This window comes from Agrobacterium sp. 22-226-1, assembly GCF_053522345.1.
On record NZ_JBNWCP010000016.1, the window covers coordinates 71,688 to 89,642 of the forward strand.

The window sequence follows — 17,955 nt, forward strand, 5'->3', positions numbered from 1 at the left end:
GCCCATGTTTCAAAAGACAGCGAGACGCCGCCCATGACGACCACCGCCATCCCCTCCTCCGACATCCTCGACCGCTTCACCGCCATTGTCGGCGAAAAGAACGCGGTCCGCGACCCGGCGGAAATGGCGCCGCGCCTCGTGGAAAATCGTGGGCTTTATCGCGGCGCCTCGCCACTACTCATCAAGCCCGGTTCGGTTGAAGAAGTTGCCGCCATCCTGAAGCTCGCCAGCGAGACCGGCACCGCCATCGTGCCGCAGACCGGCAATACCGGCCTCGTCGGCGGCCAGACGCCACGCGCCGAAGGAACGGACATCATCCTGTCGCTGGAGCGCATGAACCGCGTTCGCGATATCGATCCCGTTGCCAACATCATCGTCGCCGATGCCGGCTGCATTCTCGACGACATCCACAAGGCTGCTGATTCCGTGGAGCGGATGTTCCCGCTGTCGCTCGGCTCGCAGGGTTCCTGCCGCATCGGCGGCAATCTCGCCACCAATGCCGGCGGCACGGCGGTACTCGCCTATGGCAATATGCGCCAGCTTTGCCTTGGGCTGGAAGTGGTGCTGCCGACCGGCGAAATCTGGAACGGGCTGCGCCGGTTGAAAAAGGACAATACGGGTTACGATCTGCGCGATCTCTTCATCGGCTCCGAAGGCACGCTTGGCATCATCACGGGTGCGGTGCTGAAGCTCTTCCCGAAACCGCTCGGCCATCAGGTGGCCTTTGCGGGTCTCGGCTCCACCGAGGACGCGCTGAAGCTGTTCGAGATGGCCTCCAATCTCTGCGGCACGGCGCTGACCGGTTTCGAACTCATGCCGCGAATCGGCGTCGAATTCACCGCCCGGCATATTCCCGGCGTGCGCGATCCCCTGGAACAGCCGCATGACTGGTATGCGCTCATCGATATTTCCACCTCCGACTCGGCCGAAACGGCGGACAGCATGATGCAATCGCTGCTGGAGCGCGGTTTTGAGGCCGGGCTGGTTCAGGATGCGGTGATCGCCGCGTCCGAAGCGCAGCGGCAGGCGCTCTGGCATATGCGCGAAAGCATGTCGGAGGCGCAGAAACCCGAAGGCGGCTCGATCAAGCACGATGTTTCCGTTCCGGTGTCGAAAATACCGGAATTCATGGCGACGGCGGAAAAGGCGGTTCTTGCCGCCATACCCGGCGCCCGCGTCTGCGCCTTCGGACATCTGGGCGACGGCAATATTCACTACAATATTTCCCAGCCGGTGGGTGCCGACAAGGCCGAATTCATTGGCCGCTGGCGGGACATGAACGAGATCGTGCACGGCATCGTGCTGTCGCTCGGCGGTTCCATTTCGGCCGAACACGGCATCGGGCAATTGAAGCGCGATGAACTGGCCGCCATCCGCCCCGGCATCGAAATGGAACTGATGCGGCGTATCAAGCACGCTTTCGACCCCGCCGGCATCATGAACCCCGGCAAGGTTCTGGCCGGGTAAAGCGGCCCCCGAGGTTAGGCCGAGGCCCGCAGCGCCCAGGCGGGCACCATTTCCGCATTCAGCCGGCGCGGTTTCTGCGCGCCGACAAATTGCGTCAGGCTCATGCCCGATTTCGCAATCGACACGGCATGCTTCTTTGGCAGAAGATACCCGTGTTCCAATGGCGGAATACGCCGCAGTATACGGCTGAGGACATTGCGCCGGTGATAGCGCGAGGGCGAAAAGCGGGCCGGCTGCGCGCAGATCGCCACATATTCGAGAATCTCGTCGATCCAGCCCGCCTGCGGGCGCGCGCCCGGCTCGATCAGAAGCAGCCAGCCGCCGCGTGCGGACTTCACGACGTCTTCGATATCCCACTGCCCATAAAAACGGCAGCCGGCGGCATCGGCGACGCGCGACGATCCATCGCGCGAACCGTGATCGAGAATCACAACATCGCTTACAAGCCCTTCCACGGCCCCGGTTACAAGCGCAGACAATGTGTGCGCCAGTTCCGGCTCGTGATCCCGGCATTCCATTATGACTGTCAACATCTGCATAGCTCTAACGCATCGCACAATAAATTGCCACTATGCTCATCGCTGTAAAATCCAAGGCTGTCCTTGCCACCGACCGCAAAGTCTGCGGACGTGGCCGTGCCTGTCGCGGCCACGCATCCATCTCTGGAGAACGAGCCGAATTTGCAATTTTGTTCTTGTATTGTTCTCATTCCTGATGTAGGAATTTAATCATTCGGAAGGCGGTAGAAAGCCTGTCCGGACGGAAACGGTTTAGGGCGTTGAGCGTGCCTTGAGAGGCGTGCGGCGTCCTGGGAGCATCCAGATGAGAAACCATACGCTTTCGGGGCAAGCTGCCTTCCAGCCGAGCCATATGCCGGATATTGCCAATGCGCTGGCCGATGCATCCGGCCTGCGCATCGAGATCGACCGTCGTCGCGGCCGTGGCGCCGGGCTGAACCCGGATGGGCGCTTCGAGACCCTGCAGCACGAGGTTTTCGACGATGGCTGGCAGACACTCGAGGACATGCCGGAGTTCCGCACCGAGGTGCAGGTGGAAAAGCCGCGCAGCATCATCACCCGCAATGAATCGCCCGACATCCCCTTCGACCGCTCCATCAATCCCTATCGCGGCTGCGAACATGGCTGCATCTATTGTTTCGCCCGTCCCACGCACAGCTATATGGGGCTTTCGGCCGGGCTGGATTTCGAAGCCAAGCTCTTCGCCAAGCCGGATGCGGCGAAGCTGCTGGAACGGGAACTGGCGAAGCCGGGCTACAAGCCCCGGGTGATCGCCATCGGCACCAATACCGACCCCTATCAGCCAATCGAGCGCGAATGGCGCATCATGCGGCAGATACTGGAAGTGCTGGCCAAGGCCGATCATCCCGTCGCCATCGTCACCAAATCGGCGCTGATCAAGCGGGATATCGATATTCTGGCGCCCATGGCCAAAAAGGGGCTCGCCAAGGTCGGTATTTCCGTCACCACGCTGGACCGGAAGCTAGCGCGCAACATGGAACCGCGCGCCGCCACGCCGGAGAAGCGGCTGGAAGCCGTCAAGGCGCTGACCGAGGCCGGCATTCCCGTGGCCGTGATGATGGCGCCTGTCATTCCGGCGCTCAACGATCATGAGATCGAGCGTATTCTCGAGGCCGGCAAGGCCGCCGGCGCCACCGAAGCGTCTTATGTGCTTTTGCGCCTGCCGCTGGAGGTGAGCCCGCTGTTCCGCGACTGGCTGCTGCGCAACTATCCGGACCGCTACCGTCATGTCATGTCGCTGGTACGCTCCATGCGCGACGGCAAGGATTACGACGCGGAATTTGGAAAACGCATGAAGGGCGCCGGCCCCTATGCCTGGCAGATCGGCAGGCGTTTCGAGATGGCGACAAAAAGGCTCGGCCTCATCCGCCGCGGCATCCACCTGCGCGACGATCTCTTCGTGCCGCCGGGCGGTGCAGGCGTGCAATTGTCGCTGCTTTGAAAGACCGATGCTGAAAACAACTCCGCCTGATCGAAGCACCATACGGAACGTGCGGCGATATCAGGCAGAATATGACAGGGAGCTGCGGCCTCTTTTTTAGACCGGCCACGCTCCCACGAAATGCCCGGTAGGTTTTCCCTGGCCCGCCGGACATCGCCCCCGGAACCGCCGCCTCGCGTGCGATCGTTTTTCCTCCGCCGCCCCGTTGGAGGATCAAAGGTCATGATGACCTTCGGGGCACGGTGAGCCACGCCCCTTGACCCCGGCTCACCGCGCCTGTCATCGCCCGCTTCCGGGGGCTTGCAGGAGATCGGGTGTGTGTGCCAGTTTCGCCGCATGAAACGCACGGCCACACCCGATTCTCCTGCTCTTTTTGATCTTGCCGATACCGGTCCGGATTTTTCCTTCGAACTGGAAGCGAAAAAGAAGGGCCTCTGGCCCGTGGCCGGCACGGATGAGGCAGGCCGGGGACCTCTGGCCGGACCGGTGGTTGCGGCAGCCGTCATTCTCGATCCGGACAATATTCCCAAGGGGATGGACGATTCCAAGAAGCTGACGAAGCAGAAGCGGGAAAGCCTGTTCGTACAGATCATGGAAACCTCGATCGTATCCGTCGCCTCCTCCGGCCCCGGCCTCATCGACAGCATGAATATCCTGCGCGCCAGCCTCGACGCCATGCGCCGCGCCGTGCTCGGTCTCGAAATCTCCCCTGCCCTTGTGCTGGCCGACGGCCGCGACCGCCCGCCCGGCATCGCCTGCGAGGCCAAAGCCGTCATCAAGGGCGATTCCCGCTCCCTCTCCATCGCCGCCGCCTCGATCATCGCCAAGGTGACCCGCGACCGGATGATGGAACGCGCGGGTGTGGTGCACACATCCTATGGCTTTGAAGGCCATGCCGGTTACGGCACGCCGGCCCACCTGCGCGCCATCGAAAGCCACGGGCCTTGCCCGCTGCACCGGATGAGCTTTCGGCCGCTGAAGCGGGATTGATCGTGAATGAAGGTCCGGCAATCACTTCCGCGATAGGCCAAAGCGGACCCCGGGTTTCAAAATATCGATCGCCAGGCAATTCCAAGCGCTGCAGAAAGGGCCAGCGTGACTATCACGGACAGCTTGAGCCGGAAAATGGCGAATGCCGCGAGCAATGTCAGGACGAGCGACGGCAACAGGAGTGATGAGAAGACTGGAACATCCAATGTCAGCGGGCCGAGGGCCATGGGTCGGACTTCCTCGAACAGCACGTGAAGTCCAAACCAGACCGCCAGGTTGAGGATCACACCGACGATGGCCGCAGTGATGGCCGACATCGCCCCGCCAAGCGCCGCGTTACCGCGCATCTTCTCGATGAAGGGCGCGCCAGCGAATATCCAAAGGAAACTCGGCACGAAGGTTACCCAGGTCGTCAGGATCGCTCCGAGAGTGGCCGCCGCCAGCGGCGACAACGCCCCCGGATCGCGGTAACCTGCGAGAAAGCCGACGAACTGCGTTACCATAATGAGAGGACCGGGCGTCGTCTCGGCCATACCGAGACCATCAAGCATTTCTCCCGGACGAAGCCATCCATAGTTTTCCACCGCAGCCTGAGCGACATAGGCGAGCACTGCATAGGCGCCACCGAAGGTGACGACAGCCATCTGGCTAAAGAACAGACCCATCTTCGAGAACACATTGTCCCAACCGAGCACCAGGATCAGCGTCGCGACGGGAATAAGCCAGAGCGCCGCAAGAGTGCCAGAGGTTTTGAGCGACCAGGCAAGGTTGGGTCTGGCGTGAAGGGGAATGTCTTCGCCGAGGATGGAATCCCTATCTTCGAGTATCTTGCCCGATCCCGACTTGTGTCCGCCGTTTGCCTTGAAGGCGGGAAGCCCTGCCCGCCCCCCGAAGCAGCCGATGATTGCGGCCGCAAGGATGATCAGCGGAAAGGGCACGTGGAGGAAGAAGATCGCGACGAAGGCGGCGGCCGCCATGGCGACCATCACATTGTTTTTCAGCGCCCTGCTGCCGATCCGAAAGACCGCCTGAACGACAACAGCGAGGACCGCGCATTTCAGCCCGAAGAACATGCCCTCAATCGCGGTGACGTCGCCGAAGATAACGTAGACGTAACTGAGCGCCAGGATGGATAGAAACCCCGGCAGGACGAACAGCAGGCCGGCGATAATGCCGCCCCTGGTCTTATTCAGCAGCCAGCCGATATAGATGGCAAGCTGATGAGCCTCCGGCCCAGGCAGCAGCATGCAGTAGTTGAGGGCATGCAGGAAGCGGTGTTCACCCACCCAGCGCTTCTCGTCGACGACGATGCGGTGCATTACTGCTATCTGGCCTGCTGGGCCGCCGAAGCTGAGCGCTGCCACGCGCGCCCATACCTTCACGGCTTCGGAAAGCGGAACGATGTCGTCTTCGCCCGCATCCAGGCGGACACTGGTCTTTGCAAGGTCGGTCATGGTCTCATGCCTTCCTCGGGTTGGGCCAGTTGTGGGTCTCCTCGGTTGCATCACGGCACCATCTGTAAAACGCATCGTAGAGCGTCATGCCGGCCGCGAGTTGTTCGAGGTCGTCGTTGAACATCCGGGATAGGCCGAGCGAGGCGGCAAGCAGTCCCGGCACTTCGGGGGCGAGTTCAGGTCTGGACGTATCTGCTCCCCGGACGATTGTCGCGAGGCGGAGCATGGGTTCCGTCGCAAGGCCGAATTCCTCGACCATGACGTCGAAGGTGCAAAGCTCGCCACGGTGGCTCCAGTAGACCTCTTCAATGTCGAAGGGCGTGGCGTTGAAGCGATCGGCGACCGCTGATACTTCCGCCGCCGCTACAAACAGGAAGACCGCCGAAGGATCGACGAAGCGCCGGATCAGCCACGGGCAGGCGATGCGGTCGATTTTCGGACGCGAGCGGGTTACCCAGACCGTCCGGCCACGGCTGTCGCGGGGCGGCAGCCTGTCGTCGGGGACCAGGGCCGCTTTCGACGCACGCCAGGCTTCGAAGCCGCCCTCGAGAACCTCGGCGGCACCGCCAACCGCACGAAGGTGAGCGGCCACGCCGTGACCGAGCTTCTGGCCTTTCTGACAGAGGACGACCAAAGGCCCGGTAAGCCCTTCGGCCCAGTCCGTCACCTGGCGGTAGTCGCGCCGAACCGCTCCCGGTATGAGGCGGGGATCAGCAGCGAAGTCCTCGTCAGTGCGGACGTCGATAATCGTCGGCGCGTTGGGCGTGCCGATAATGCGATTGAGCTTTTCGGGCGTGATTTCAAGAAATGACGGCATCGCGCGTCCCTCCGGTTTTTCGGGTTCAAAGGACGCGATTCTTCGGCCGTGGCCTCATGGGGCGATCGCTACCCCATAGGTAAAAATTCGCACCGGAATTGGAATATGTCAAGCAGGTGATCGGGCGTCCCATCGGACCACACCGGCAAATGGCCCTTCTGTGCCGCGCTATGGAATAAGCCTTCCCGACGAGGTTGGCTGCGTCAGAAAATGCACAGCATGTCCGCTGTTGGTGCAGAGCGGAAGAGCAATCCGATATCCCCCATCTTTGGCCAAAGCGGGCCGATCATCCACCTTTGGCGCTATAACTCCAACCCATTTGACAACAAAAAACCCCTCACGGCTCTCGCCGGAGGGGTTTTGAACAATACCGAGATAAATCTCAGTTCAGCTTCGACTTCACTTCGCCGATCGTGGCGGTGAAAAGCTTGGCCTTTGCGGCGGCGGTGGTCTTTTCGGCAATGAGCTTCTCGGAAGCGGCAATGGCGATATCCACGGCGGCGGCGCGGACGGCGCCGATGGCGTCGTCTTCGGCCTGCTTGATCTTCTGTTCCGAAAGGGCCGTGCGGCGGGCGACAAATTCTTCCGTCTTCTGCTTGGCTTCTTCCGTCAGGGCTGCGGCCTCGCGCTCGGCGGCGGCAACGATACCTGCGGCTTCTGCTTCGGCTTCCTTACGCTTGCGCTGATATTCGGCCAGCAGATGCTGGGCCTCTTCGCGCAGACGCTTGGCTTCGGCCAGCTCGTCCTGAATGTTCCGGGCGCGCTCGTCCAGAGACTTGGCGAGCATGCCAGGAACCTTGAGATAGGCAACCAGAACGAAGAAGAGGACGAGACCGACGAGAGCGAAAAATGATGCATCAAATGCCATATCAGGCTCCCTTCACGTTCGAAGCGGCGGCAATCGCTGCCTTGACGTCCGTGTCCTTGACCTTGGCGCCAACCAGCTGGTCGACAATCGCGGTCGCGGTTTCTTCGGCGATGGCGCCGACATCGGCGAATGCCTGTTCCTTGATGCCCGCAATGCGCTTTTCAGCGGCGGCGAGCTTTTCGGCAAGACCGGCTTCGATAGCGGCGCGGTCGGCATCGGCCTTCGCCTTTGCGGCGTCACGGGCCGCAGCGCCGATGGAGCCTGCCTTGGCGCGAGCTGCCGCGAGTTCTTTTTCATAGGTTTCGACGGCAGCGTCGGCTTCGCTTTTCAGCCGTGCCGCTTCATCGAGATCCTGTGCGATACGTCCATGACGGTTTTCGAGAATGCCGCCGACGCGCGGAACGATGACCTTCTGCATCAGCAGATAGAAAAGGCCGAACGTGATCGCCAGCCACAGGACCTGCGATGCATAAGTAGACTGGTCGAACGGCGGGAATACGCCGGAAGCGCCGTGTTCGGCGCCGTGCGCCACACCGGTTTCCGTGTGCGTGGCTTCCGGTTGCGGCTGGCCGACAGCCGGAGTTTCCGTATGCGTTTCACCTACGGTCGGTGCTGACTGGGCATAAGCCTCGGTCACGAACATGCTCACCTCCAGGGGTACTGCAAATGCGAAGGATCACGGCACGCCATTTGCGGGCCGTGATCCAGACCTGATGCCGATATTAAACAGCGAACAGGAGAAGGAGAGCAACGAGCAGCGAGAAGATGCCCAGAGCTTCCGTAACGGCGAAGCCGAATACCAGACGGCCGAACTGGCTGTCGGCAGCAGAGGGGTTGCGCAGTGCGCCGGCCAGGTAATCACCGAAGATACGGCCGAGTGCGAGGGACGTACCAGCCATGCCGAGGCATGCGAGACCTGCGCCGATGTACTTTGCTGCTTCCGCTTCCATGTGAGACTCCTTGAGATATTGGTTGTTGCGGCTGTTTTTGACGCCCGTTGCCGGGGCCAGCGACTTTACTTCTCAGTGACCACCATGCACGGCGTCGTTCAGGTACATGCAAGTCAGTACCGCGAAGACATAAGCCTGCAGGAAGGCAACGAGAAATTCGAGAGCGGTCATGGCGACCGTCATGATGAGAGGCAGGACAGCACCGCCGACACCTAGCGCGCCGAGCGCGCTCATGGAGGCGACGAAGCCTGCGAAAACCTTGAGCGTGATGTGGCCGGCCAGCATGTTCGCAAAAAGACGAACCGAAAGGCTGATCGGGCGCGACAGGAACGAGATCATTTCAATCGACGCCACAAGCGGCAAAAGCGCCTTGGGCACGCCCGAGGGGGCGAAGATGCCGAAGAAATGCAGGCCATGCTTCCAGAAACCGTAAACCAGGACCGTGCCGATGACGAGGCAGGCGAGCGCGAAGGTGACGATGATCTGGCTGGTGACCGTGAAGAAATACGGGAACATGCCGAGAAGGTTGGCCGTCAGCACGAACATGAACAGCGAGAAGACGAATGGGAAGAACACCATGCCCTTCTTGCCAGCGCCTTCGCGCAGCATGGAGGCGATGAATTCATAGGACATTTCAGCGACGGACTGCATGCGGGTCGGGATCAGACCGCGGTTCGACGTTGCGAAATAAAGGAAACCGGAAGCCGCAGCCACGGTCGCGACCATGAAGAGCGACGCATTGGTGAAGGAAAAATCGACGCCGCCAATTTCGATCGGAATGATCGGCTGCACCAAGAACTGATGGGTCGGATCGTTTGCCACCGGCTGCCCTCTTTACCTGTCGCCGCCTGTCGCGGCATCTCAACTGCAAGAAAAAACAGCTTAAACGCCGCCTTTTCCACCCTCGTCTCGCCTGTCCGCCTTTTCCAGCAGCGGCGGCTTGGCCACCGCGCCGGTCGAGCGCAACACATTCAATACGCCTGCGCAGAAACCGAGAAGAAGAAGAACGATCATCCCCCACGGTGTCGTGCCGGCAAAATAGTCCAGAAGATAACCCAGCATAGCGCCGACCACGATGGCCGAAATGAACTCCGATGAGAGCTTAACCGCCATCGCAAAGCCCTTCCGGCTTTCCGCAGCGTTGGTCTCCGCCCTCACTTCCGCCTCATCCTCCGCCTTCACCTTCGCCAACTCGTCAGCAAGGCGCTTGCGGCGCTCGTCCAGACTATCGTCACGGTTGCCAGTCATCTTAAAATCCCACCCATTTTCTCCGTTCCAGCCATGCCAGAACCCTTTGGAGTTGTAAACGGTGACGGATTAAGCCTGTTCCAGCCCGCTCTGAAGTCGCGCGCAACATAGTTTTAGGGGCTTCTCTAGTCAAGGCACCGCGAGCGGTTGTTTTTACACAAATTAATCATGCAAAAACAATAGCTTGATATCAAATCGCGGTTTGGCGGCGATGTTTCCCCAGGGAATCGGCATTTTTGACACGCAAAATGCGACAAATTGGCGGTGGTATCAGCTCCAGCCGCCACCATAGGTACGGTAAAACACGTGCAATCCGATTCTGCCGACCTTCTTCATGGACTTGCCCCAGGCGGGACGCACGTAAACGGCGTGATAATGGGTGGCCGAACCCACTTCGTTCAACCAGATTTTGCCGGCGGTGGTGGCCATCGCCACCTCGCGCGCCATCTTCCAGTGGCGCTCGGAATTCACGCGGTCCTTGATATTGTCGCAGGCGAAGGAAAATTGGCAGCGGTTACGCCAGTCCTTGTTCTGGTAAACCACGCCGCAGATGGTTTTCGGATAGGAGGGGTTGCGCACGCGGTTAAGGATGACCTGTGCGACCGCCGCCTGTCCCTTCACCGATTCTCCGCGCGCTTCGAAGTAAATCCCGGATGCCAGGCATTGCTGCTCGGCCGCGGAAAACACCTCGGCCGGCAGCGGGGTTGCGGCCCATGCGTGGTCATCGGCGCTGATCTTCGGCACGAAACGGCCCGCGTCCGGCTTTTTGAGAATGGCGTCAAACGGCGACTCGCGGGCGAAATCCGGGGCGGCGGGTGCGTAAGCCGTCGCAAGAATGTCAGGTGTACGGTTGGTGACGAGCTCCGCCAGCATCGGCGAGACGCTCTTGTCGATCTTCTTTTCGTCGCGGCGGAAATAGAAGGAGGCGAGCTCGACATCCTTGCTGCGTTTCGACTTGACGAAAGCGGTGCGATCCTTGCGCTTCAGCGGCTCGATATCCAGCATGCTGGTGCGTTGCAGGACGGAACCGGCGGTGAAGGCCTTGGGCGGCTGCATGATTTCGGTGGCGACGATGCGGCCCTTCTTGGCGGCGCGGTTGACGCGCTCGCTGTCAGGCGTCGTTGCCTCACCCTTCTTGTTGGTGACGAAGGCCACCTTGTTGCCATTGGGCAGGATCATGCCGCCGCCATGCAATGCGGCCTCCCCTGCGGCGTCATTAAAAGTCAGCGAGGCATTGTGAACGGAGCCGGCCGGAGAGGCCGTCAGCACCATGCGCCATTGCTCACCGCCATTATCCAGACCGGCCAGCAGCGAAGCGAGATCCGCGCGCGCGGCGAGGGAGGGAAAAACGAGCCAGGCGGCAAGGCCGAAGACGACGGGCGAGGTCCATTTTGACGCCCAACCCTGAAAGGACACGGGGGACCGACGACGCATTACTCTTTTCGAACGCAAAACCAGCACTCCGAACACCGACAACCATATTTGCTACAGGTGTTCGAGAATCTCTTATTAACCTTGATGCTTGGTTAACGCCGCGCACGGACGCGGCTTCACGTTAATGTGTAACCATCTTCTAATGCTCAGACCACGACGTGCGAGCCCAGTTCCACCACGCGGTTTGCCGGCAAGCGGAAGTAATCCGAGGGATCAGCGGCGGTTTCGGCCAGCGCGATGAACAGGCGGTTCTGCCAGCCCGGCATGCCCGATTTCGGATCCGGCACCAGCTTGCGCCGCCCGAGATAAAACGAGGTCGACATGATGTCGAACTTGTAGCCGGTGCGCCGGAGATAGCCCAGCGCCTGGGTGACGTTCTGGGTTTCCATGAAGCCGAAATGCAGTTCGACCACGACAAAACGTTCGCTCATCTTCGTCAGCGTATAACGATCTGCAGGATGAACGCGGGGCTGATCTTCGGTGCGGATCGTCAGAATGACGTTCTTGTCGTGAAGGACGTGGTTATGCTTGAGATTGTGCAACAGTGCGGCCGGCGCCGCTTCCGGATCGCCGGTGAGGAAGATGGCCGTGCCGGGCACGCGCACCGGCGCATGCGCGCTTTCCTTTTCCACCGAGGCGATGAAAGCCTTCAGCGGCACATCGATGCGACGGGTCTTGGCGAAGAGGATTCTCGAACCGCGCTGCCAGGTGGTCATGATGACGGTGAAGGCGATTGCCAGCAGCACCGGCACATAACCGCCATCGTGAATCTTCAGGAGGTTCGCGCCGAGGAAGATCAGCTCCAGCGCCAGAAGCGGGGCCAGCACGGCAATGGCCAGCCAGACCGACCATTGCCAGCGCTTGCGCACGAATTCGAAGAACATCAGGCTGGTGACGACCATCGCGCCGGTGACGGAAATGCCGTAGGCGGTGGCCAGCGCATCCGAACTCTTGAAGGTGAGTACCAGCGCCACGACGCCGAACAGCAGGATGGTGTTGACGGCCGGCAGGTAGATCTGCCCCGTATTGGTTTCCGAGGTGAAGAGGATTTCCATGCGCGGCAGGTAGCCGAGATGAATCGCCTGACGCACGAGCGAAAACGCGCCTGTTATGACCGCCTGGCTGGCGATGATGGTGGCGGCGGTCGCCAGAATGACGGCCGGCAGGATCGCCCATTGCGGGAACATCAGGTAGAAGGGATTGGACATCGCCGCCGGGTCTTTCAGCACCAGCGCGCCCTGCCCGAGATAATTTAGCGTCAATGCCGGGAAAACCAGACAGAACCACGCCCACTGGATGGGACGGCGGCCGAAATGGCCGAGATCGGCGTAAAGCGCTTCCGCCCCGGTGATCGTCAGGAAAACCGCGCCAAGCACAACGATGCCGTAGAAGCCTTCATTGGCCAGAAACTCCACCGCGTGCCACGGGTTGAAGGCGAAGAGGATGCTGAAATCATCGGCGATGTGGAGGAGACCGGCCAGGCCCATGACGATGAACCAGACGGCGGTGATCGGCCCGAAGAATTTCGCCACCGTGCCCGTGCCGTGGGACTGGATGGCGAAAAGGCCGATGAGAATGCCGACGGAGATCGGGATGATGAAGGCGTCCATTTCCGGCGTGACGAGCTTCAGACCCTCCACCGCCGAAAGCACCGAAAGCGCCGGGGTGATCATGGCATCGCCCAGAAACAGCGCCGCGCCGATGAGGCCTAGCACGATGAGAACGCCGCGATGGGTGCCTGCCGTTTTCATCAGCAGCGCCAGCAGCGACAGCGTGCCGCCCTCGCCGTCATTGTCGGCGCGCAGCAGCAGCGTGATGTATTTGAACGTCACGATGATGGTCAAAGACCAGATCATCAGCGATGTGAGGCCGATAACTTCTTCCTGCGTCACGCCGTCATAGGCGATGGGCCGCAGGGCCTCGCGGAAGGCGTAGAGCGGGCTGGTGCCGATATCGCCATAGACGACGCCGATGGAACCAAGGATCGCGGCGTAAAGCCCCTTGTTCTTGTGCTCGTCATCCGCATCCGGTTTCTCGGCAACATCCTTGTCAGCGATCTGGGACATGATGATCCTGGCTCCTCAGAGCCAGCCCTTCCAACGAAAAAAGAGAAACGGGATGATGGCGGACATCAGCATGACGATGAGCGCGAGTGGGTAACCGAATGTCCAGTTCAACTCCGGCATGAGCTGAAAGTTCATTCCATAGACAGAGGCCACCAGCGTCGGCGGCAGGAACACCACCGAAGCGATGGAAAAAATCTTGATGATGCTGTTCTGCTCGATGTTGATGATACCAAGCGAGGCGTCCAGCAGGAAGGTAAGATTGCCGGAAACGAAGGAGGCATGTTCGTTCAGCGACTGAATATCGCGGCCGATCGACTTGCCCTGCTCCCGCGCGCCGTTGTCTTCGCGCACCTGATCGCTGGTGGACAGAAAGGTCTGCAGGCGCGCCAGAGATGCAAGGCTCACGCGGACCTTCGATATCAGCCGATGATAGGCGGCGATGTTGCCGAGGCGGTCTTCGAGATAGCGAGGCGCCTTGCGTTTGGAACGAGCCTGGCTGCCGAGAATGTCGGCGGCGAGATTGTCGATCCCCGTAACCGAGTTTTCGAGAATTTCCGCCGTGCGGTCGACGATTGTTTCGAGCAGCTTCAAAAGCAGCGCCGTGCCGCTGCGCATTTCGTGCGGCGCGCGGGTAATGGCTGCAATGAAAAGGTGGAACGATTTCGGCTCGGCATAACGGATTGTCACCAGACGCTTGCCAACCAGAACGAAGGCGACATCGGTGAGGCGCGGATCATCCGAATCCGCCTTCCACACAAGAGACGCGGTCATGAAGACATTGGCGTCTTCCATATAGAGACGACTGGAAGGCTCGATATCCTTCAGGTCTTCGCGCGTCGGCAGTTCCACGCCCAGCAGCTTTTCCACATGCTGCTCTTCCGCCCTGTCGGGATTGACGAGATCGATCCAGACGATGTCGTCGGGAATCTGTCCGGAGCCGTCGTCTGACGACAGGCTGATCGCCTCGCAATTGGCGCGATAGGCTTTTATCAATCCGTTTCTCCGCTCCACATTGCAGGCTTCAGCCGCAATGCTGCTTAACATATCCTGTTTGCGCTCGGCAAACCCTTGGACGAAACTTCAGGGAACGCCGGAACGAGCGGGATTTTCACAATCTCGCCAGCCCGATGGACCAAGAGCCAAACGGCGCAGGCGTATGCGCCCAAAGCGAGATGCAATCAAGCAATATTTTTTCTCGACAGCATTGCAGGCGAAGCATTTCTGCAGTTCAAATCCGGAAAGCCTGCCCGATACTGACGATTAATCTTCTGTTTTCAAAGGATTATTCAAAGCGGGCAGACACCTGCCCGATTTTCCGTCCATGATTGCCGCGCTATTCGAAAACGATCTTCGGCGCCGCTTTTCTCTCGCCTGCACCGATGCGCGCCCAGACTTTTTCGGCAATATCGCGATAGATCGCGGCCTGCGGGCCATCGGGCTCGGCGGCGACGACCGGCGTTCCGGCGTCCGACATTTCGCGGATGGAGATGGTGAGCGGCACTTCGCCGAGGAAGGGCACGCCGATCCTTTCAGCCTCCGCCTTCGCGCCGCCATGGCCGAAAATATCGTAGCGCGCGCCGGTATCGGGCGCGATGAAATAGCTCATGTTCTCGATGACGCCGAGCAGCGGTACCTCCACCTTACGGAACATGGTGATGCCCTTGCGTGCGTCGATCAGCGCCAGATCCTGCGGCGTGGAAACGATGACGGCGCCGGCGAGCGGCACCTGCTGGGCGATGGTCAACTGGGCATCGCCGGTGCCGGGCGGCATGTCCAGCACCAGCACATCCAGTTCGCCCCAGGCCACTTCGCGCAGCATCTGCATGAGGGCGGACTGCACCATCGGCCCGCGCCAGATCATCGCGGCTTCCTCATCCACCAGAAAGCCCATGGACATGACCTTCAGCCCGTAATTTTCCATGGGAAGGATGATGCGGTCTTCCTGCTGCTGCGGGCGGCCGGAAATTTTCAGCAGTCGCGGCAACGAGGGGCCATAAATATCGGCATCGAGCATGCCGACCTTGAGGCCGAGCGACTGGAGGCCGAGCGCCAGATTGACCGCGGTGGTCGACTTGCCCACCCCGCCCTTGCCCGAGGCGACGGCGATGATGGCCCGCACACCCGGGACGCCGACCTTCGACGAGCCGGGCTGTTGGGCCGGCCGGCCGGTTGCGGCGGCGGGGCGCGCGGCGGGTGCGGGTTGCTGCTGGCCGGGCTTGCGGTCTGCCGTCAGCGCCACGACCGCGCCGACGATACCTTCCACGCTTTTGGCCGCCTGTTCGGCGGCAAGCCGCAACGGCTCCATCTCCGCAGCCTTGTCGGCCGGGACAGTGATCGAGAAATAGGCCTTCGCATCGGCGATGAAGATTTCCGAGACCATGCCGAGTGCGACGATGCTCTTGCCGCTGCCGGGATAAATTACCGCTTCCAGCGCCTTTTCCACCTGGCTTCTGCTGACCTCTGCCATATTTCTGCTCCGCTTCATCATCCGACCGGTATTGCGTGCCATCCATAGACAAGCCGGAGCGCTTCGCCAATGCCAAAGCGCGACAGTCCGGCATTCGCGACGATTTAACGCTGCGGTTTCAGATTTCGTCGTCCATCGCCAGCGTTTCCGGATCGAAAACATGGCCGTCGAAAAAACAGTCGGGGCCGAGCACCAGACCCGTGCGGGATGCGCCGACATGAACAGGCTCGCGCAGCGTGCCCTCGAGCTTCAGATTGGCACCCGGCACCGGCACGAAAAGCGGCTTCATCGCCTTGCGGAAAATATCCGGCCGGTAGGCGTTGCGGGCCGCCTCCACCACGGCGGGATCGAACCGGTAATCGGCGGAAACCTCCCCCCAGCGCAACATCTGGCTGAAGAACCACAGGGCCTGGCTCTGCCATGGAAAATTGGCGGCCTTGGCGCTGGTCACAAAAAACTCCTGAAAACGCTGCATGTCCCGCTGCGAGGTTGAAATATAGCCCGTCAGCGCCGGCAGCAGGAATTCGCCGTTCTCATCCATATATTGAGGGGCGGCGAGTATGCCGGCCAGTTCCTCGATATTGGCGGCATTGGCGCACCATTCGCCGGCACGGTAAAGGGCACGCAACAGCCCTTCAAGAAGGGCGGGATTGTCCTCCGCCCAGCGCTTCTTCGTAGCCAGTATCTTTTCCGGCGCATTATGCCAGATCAACGCCCCGGTGGTAACGATCCGGCCAGCGCCGCCAAGCACCACGGCGCTGCCCGCCGGTTCGGCGGTACAGAGCGCATCGACCTTGCCGCTTTCCAGGAGCGCCGGCATCGCCTTCGGCAGGGCCTCGACGATTTCCATATCCCGGCCGAGCAGCACGCCGCAGCTTCCGAGCAGATAACGCAGGGCATAAAAGGGCGTCGAGACGATATCCTCGACCGCAAAGACCGGCGGATTTTTCGCCGCCGCCCGGCGCGCGGCGCAGACACGGGCCATGGCGCGTCCGAAAGCCGCCGGGTCCGGCAGCTTCAGCCCTTCGCGGTAGAGTTCGTCATAAAATCCGTGGGAAACGGTCGTTGCAGATCCACCGAGGGAAAGCGTGAAAACGCCGACAATATCGGCCGGCAGATCGTCGAGGCCGACAGCGGAGCCGACCGGAATCGGAGCGGGCAGATGCGCGACGTGAACGCCATCCTCACCAAGCGCCGCAAGCACGGCGCGGGCGGACTGTTTTCGGAAAAGTTCGAGTTCTATGCCTTCATCGGCAGCAAAGCCTTTTTCGGCAGCGGCTATCAGCACGGCGCAATCGATAGTCGGAGAAAATCCTGCTTTTACCTTATGCCGTTCCGGCAAACGATTTCTCCTTTCCGGTGATTCGAAAGGAGGATCGCCCAGGAAGCGGTTTATCACAATGATAAAATTAAGATTTCGCTATTTTATCAGGCCGACCCGCAGCGCTTTTGCGACGGCCTGGGTGCGGTTGACCGTGTCGAGTTTTTTCGTCGCGCGGTTCAGGTAATGATTGATGGTATGTTCCGACAGCATCATGATTTCAGCGATTTCGGCGCTGGTCTTGCCGGCGGCGGTCCAGTTCAGGCAGTCGATCTCCCGCTCGCTCAAGGTTTCGGGAACCCTGAGATCGAGGCGACGGATTTCAGACAGCCGGGCAAAGACATGGCTGGAAATGTAAAAAAGCTCCGCAAGCCGGCTTGCGGGCACAGCCGTCTTGTTGCCGGAAAAGGATACCGCGCCCCGTCGCATGGTGATGTCGTGGACGGGGAACCAGACCGAATTGATCATCTCGAACCGTTCGAAAAGGTTGATCACGGTTTTCTTGGCGATTTCTCCCTCGCCTCTGACCAGAAAATCCATGGAGACGGAAAAGGGCACGGTCGATTTTTTCAACTGCGCCATCACCCGGCTGGTCTGGAGCATGCCCTCTTCATCGTAACGCTGCAGAAGCTCGGCCGGCCAGCTGGTGATGATCGTATATTGCGACAGTTCGCTCGCCACTTCCGAAGACAGGTCGAGCACCATGAAAGCCTTGAATTCCCAGGCCTCCGTCAGCCGTTTCAAAAACCGGAATATATCGAATTGGGTGTTGAGATCGGCGATCTCGCGAACGCAATCAACACCAATCGACTGAACGGCGGCCGTCTCTGTTTTCTGCATCAAAGCTGTTCTTCGAGAATGAGAAAATGCCGCCGCAAAGGCCCGCCCTTGCC

At 60.5% G+C, this 17,955-nt stretch carries 17 protein-coding genes; 3 read left to right on the plus strand and 14 right to left on the minus strand.

Translation table 11 applies throughout. The annotated features are described in order from the left end of the window. Window positions 1–33 precede the first annotated feature (33 nt). Window positions 34–1,467 carry an FAD-binding oxidoreductase gene (locus ACQZ5K_RS22355; protein WP_448741435.1) on the plus strand — a complete coding sequence of 478 codons (1,434 nt, stop codon included), beginning with the start codon at window positions 34–36 and terminating at the stop codon, window positions 1,465–1,467. A gap of 14 nt (window positions 1,468–1,481) precedes the next feature. On the opposite strand, the gene ACQZ5K_RS22360 is transcribed toward ACQZ5K_RS22355, so the two are convergent. Further along, on the minus strand, window positions 1,482–2,000 hold the full coding sequence (locus ACQZ5K_RS22360; protein WP_448741436.1) for a glycosyl transferase: 519 nt from the start codon (window positions 1,998–2,000) through the stop codon (window positions 1,482–1,484). Between the two features lie 289 nt (window positions 2,001–2,289). On the opposite strand from ACQZ5K_RS22360, the gene ACQZ5K_RS22365 reads away from it, so the two are divergent. After that, the gene (locus ACQZ5K_RS22365) at window positions 2,290–3,447 is read left to right on the plus strand and encodes a PA0069 family radical SAM protein (RefSeq protein ID WP_020810756.1); all 1,158 of its coding nucleotides are present in this window, start codon (window positions 2,290–2,292) and stop codon (window positions 3,445–3,447) included. 336 nt (window positions 3,448–3,783) lie between these two features. Beyond that, window positions 3,784–4,437, plus strand: a complete 654-nt coding sequence (locus tag ACQZ5K_RS22370) for a ribonuclease HII (protein ID WP_031233992.1) — start codon at window positions 3,784–3,786, stop codon at window positions 4,435–4,437. 56 nt (window positions 4,438–4,493) lie between these two features. Here ACQZ5K_RS22370 and chrA read toward each other — a convergent pair whose 3' ends face one another. From chrA to ACQZ5K_RS22435, 13 genes are all read right to left on the minus strand, one after another. Beyond that, window positions 4,494–5,891: a chromate efflux transporter gene (gene chrA, locus ACQZ5K_RS22375; RefSeq protein WP_448741455.1), complete on the minus strand. Its 1,398-nt coding sequence runs from the start codon at window positions 5,889–5,891 to the stop codon at window positions 4,494–4,496. 4 nt (window positions 5,892–5,895) lie between these two features. Then, window positions 5,896–6,708, minus strand: coding sequence for a chromate resistance protein ChrB domain-containing protein (locus tag ACQZ5K_RS22380; protein ID WP_448741437.1), 813 nt, complete (start codon window positions 6,706–6,708; stop codon window positions 5,896–5,898). A 382-nt stretch (window positions 6,709–7,090) separates the two neighbouring features. Continuing rightward, on the minus strand, window positions 7,091–7,576 hold the full coding sequence (locus ACQZ5K_RS22385; protein ID WP_003521047.1) for a F0F1 ATP synthase subunit B: 486 nt from the start codon (window positions 7,574–7,576) through the stop codon (window positions 7,091–7,093). A gap of 1 nt (window position 7,577) precedes the next feature. Beyond that, window positions 7,578–8,219, minus strand: coding sequence for a F0F1 ATP synthase subunit B (locus ACQZ5K_RS22390; protein ID WP_059760786.1), 642 nt, complete (start codon window positions 8,217–8,219; stop codon window positions 7,578–7,580). Window positions 8,220–8,298: 79 nt separating this feature from the next. Beyond that, a complete protein-coding gene (locus ACQZ5K_RS22395; RefSeq protein ID WP_448741438.1) occupies window positions 8,299–8,526 on the minus strand; it encodes a F0F1 ATP synthase subunit C in 228 nt (75 codons plus the stop codon). A 72-nt stretch (window positions 8,527–8,598) separates the two neighbouring features. Next, the gene (locus ACQZ5K_RS22400; protein WP_003521045.1) at window positions 8,599–9,348 is read right to left on the minus strand and encodes a F0F1 ATP synthase subunit A; all 750 of its coding nucleotides are present in this window, start codon (window positions 9,346–9,348) and stop codon (window positions 8,599–8,601) included. 60 nt (window positions 9,349–9,408) lie between these two features. Then, entirely contained in the window at window positions 9,409–9,774 is a 366-nt protein-coding gene (locus ACQZ5K_RS22405; RefSeq protein ID WP_035261818.1) for an AtpZ/AtpI family protein, read from the minus strand. Window positions 9,775–10,044: 270 nt separating this feature from the next. After that, window positions 10,045–11,208: a cell wall hydrolase gene (locus ACQZ5K_RS22410; RefSeq protein WP_448741439.1), complete on the minus strand. Its 1,164-nt coding sequence runs from the start codon at window positions 11,206–11,208 to the stop codon at window positions 10,045–10,047. Window positions 11,209–11,354: 146 nt separating this feature from the next. Further along, window positions 11,355–13,274, minus strand: a complete 1,920-nt coding sequence (locus tag ACQZ5K_RS22415) for a potassium transporter Kup (protein WP_003521042.1) — start codon at window positions 13,272–13,274, stop codon at window positions 11,355–11,357. 15 nt (window positions 13,275–13,289) lie between these two features. Beyond that, window positions 13,290–14,267 (minus strand): magnesium transporter CorA family protein, encoded by a 978-nt coding sequence (locus ACQZ5K_RS22420; protein WP_448741440.1) that lies wholly within the window; start codon window positions 14,265–14,267, stop codon window positions 13,290–13,292. Between the two features lie 340 nt (window positions 14,268–14,607). Beyond that, complete coding sequence (locus ACQZ5K_RS22425; RefSeq protein ID WP_174056373.1) at window positions 14,608–15,741, minus strand: Mrp/NBP35 family ATP-binding protein; 1,134 nt, start codon at window positions 15,739–15,741, stop codon at window positions 14,608–14,610. 118 nt (window positions 15,742–15,859) lie between these two features. Then, entirely contained in the window at window positions 15,860–17,083 is a 1,224-nt protein-coding gene (locus ACQZ5K_RS22430; protein WP_448741441.1) for a CmpA/NrtA family ABC transporter substrate-binding protein, read from the minus strand. 78 nt (window positions 17,084–17,161) lie between these two features. Then, complete coding sequence (locus ACQZ5K_RS22435; RefSeq protein WP_448741442.1) at window positions 17,162–17,902, minus strand: helix-turn-helix transcriptional regulator; 741 nt, start codon at window positions 17,900–17,902, stop codon at window positions 17,162–17,164. Window positions 17,903–17,955: the final 53 nt, after the last annotated feature.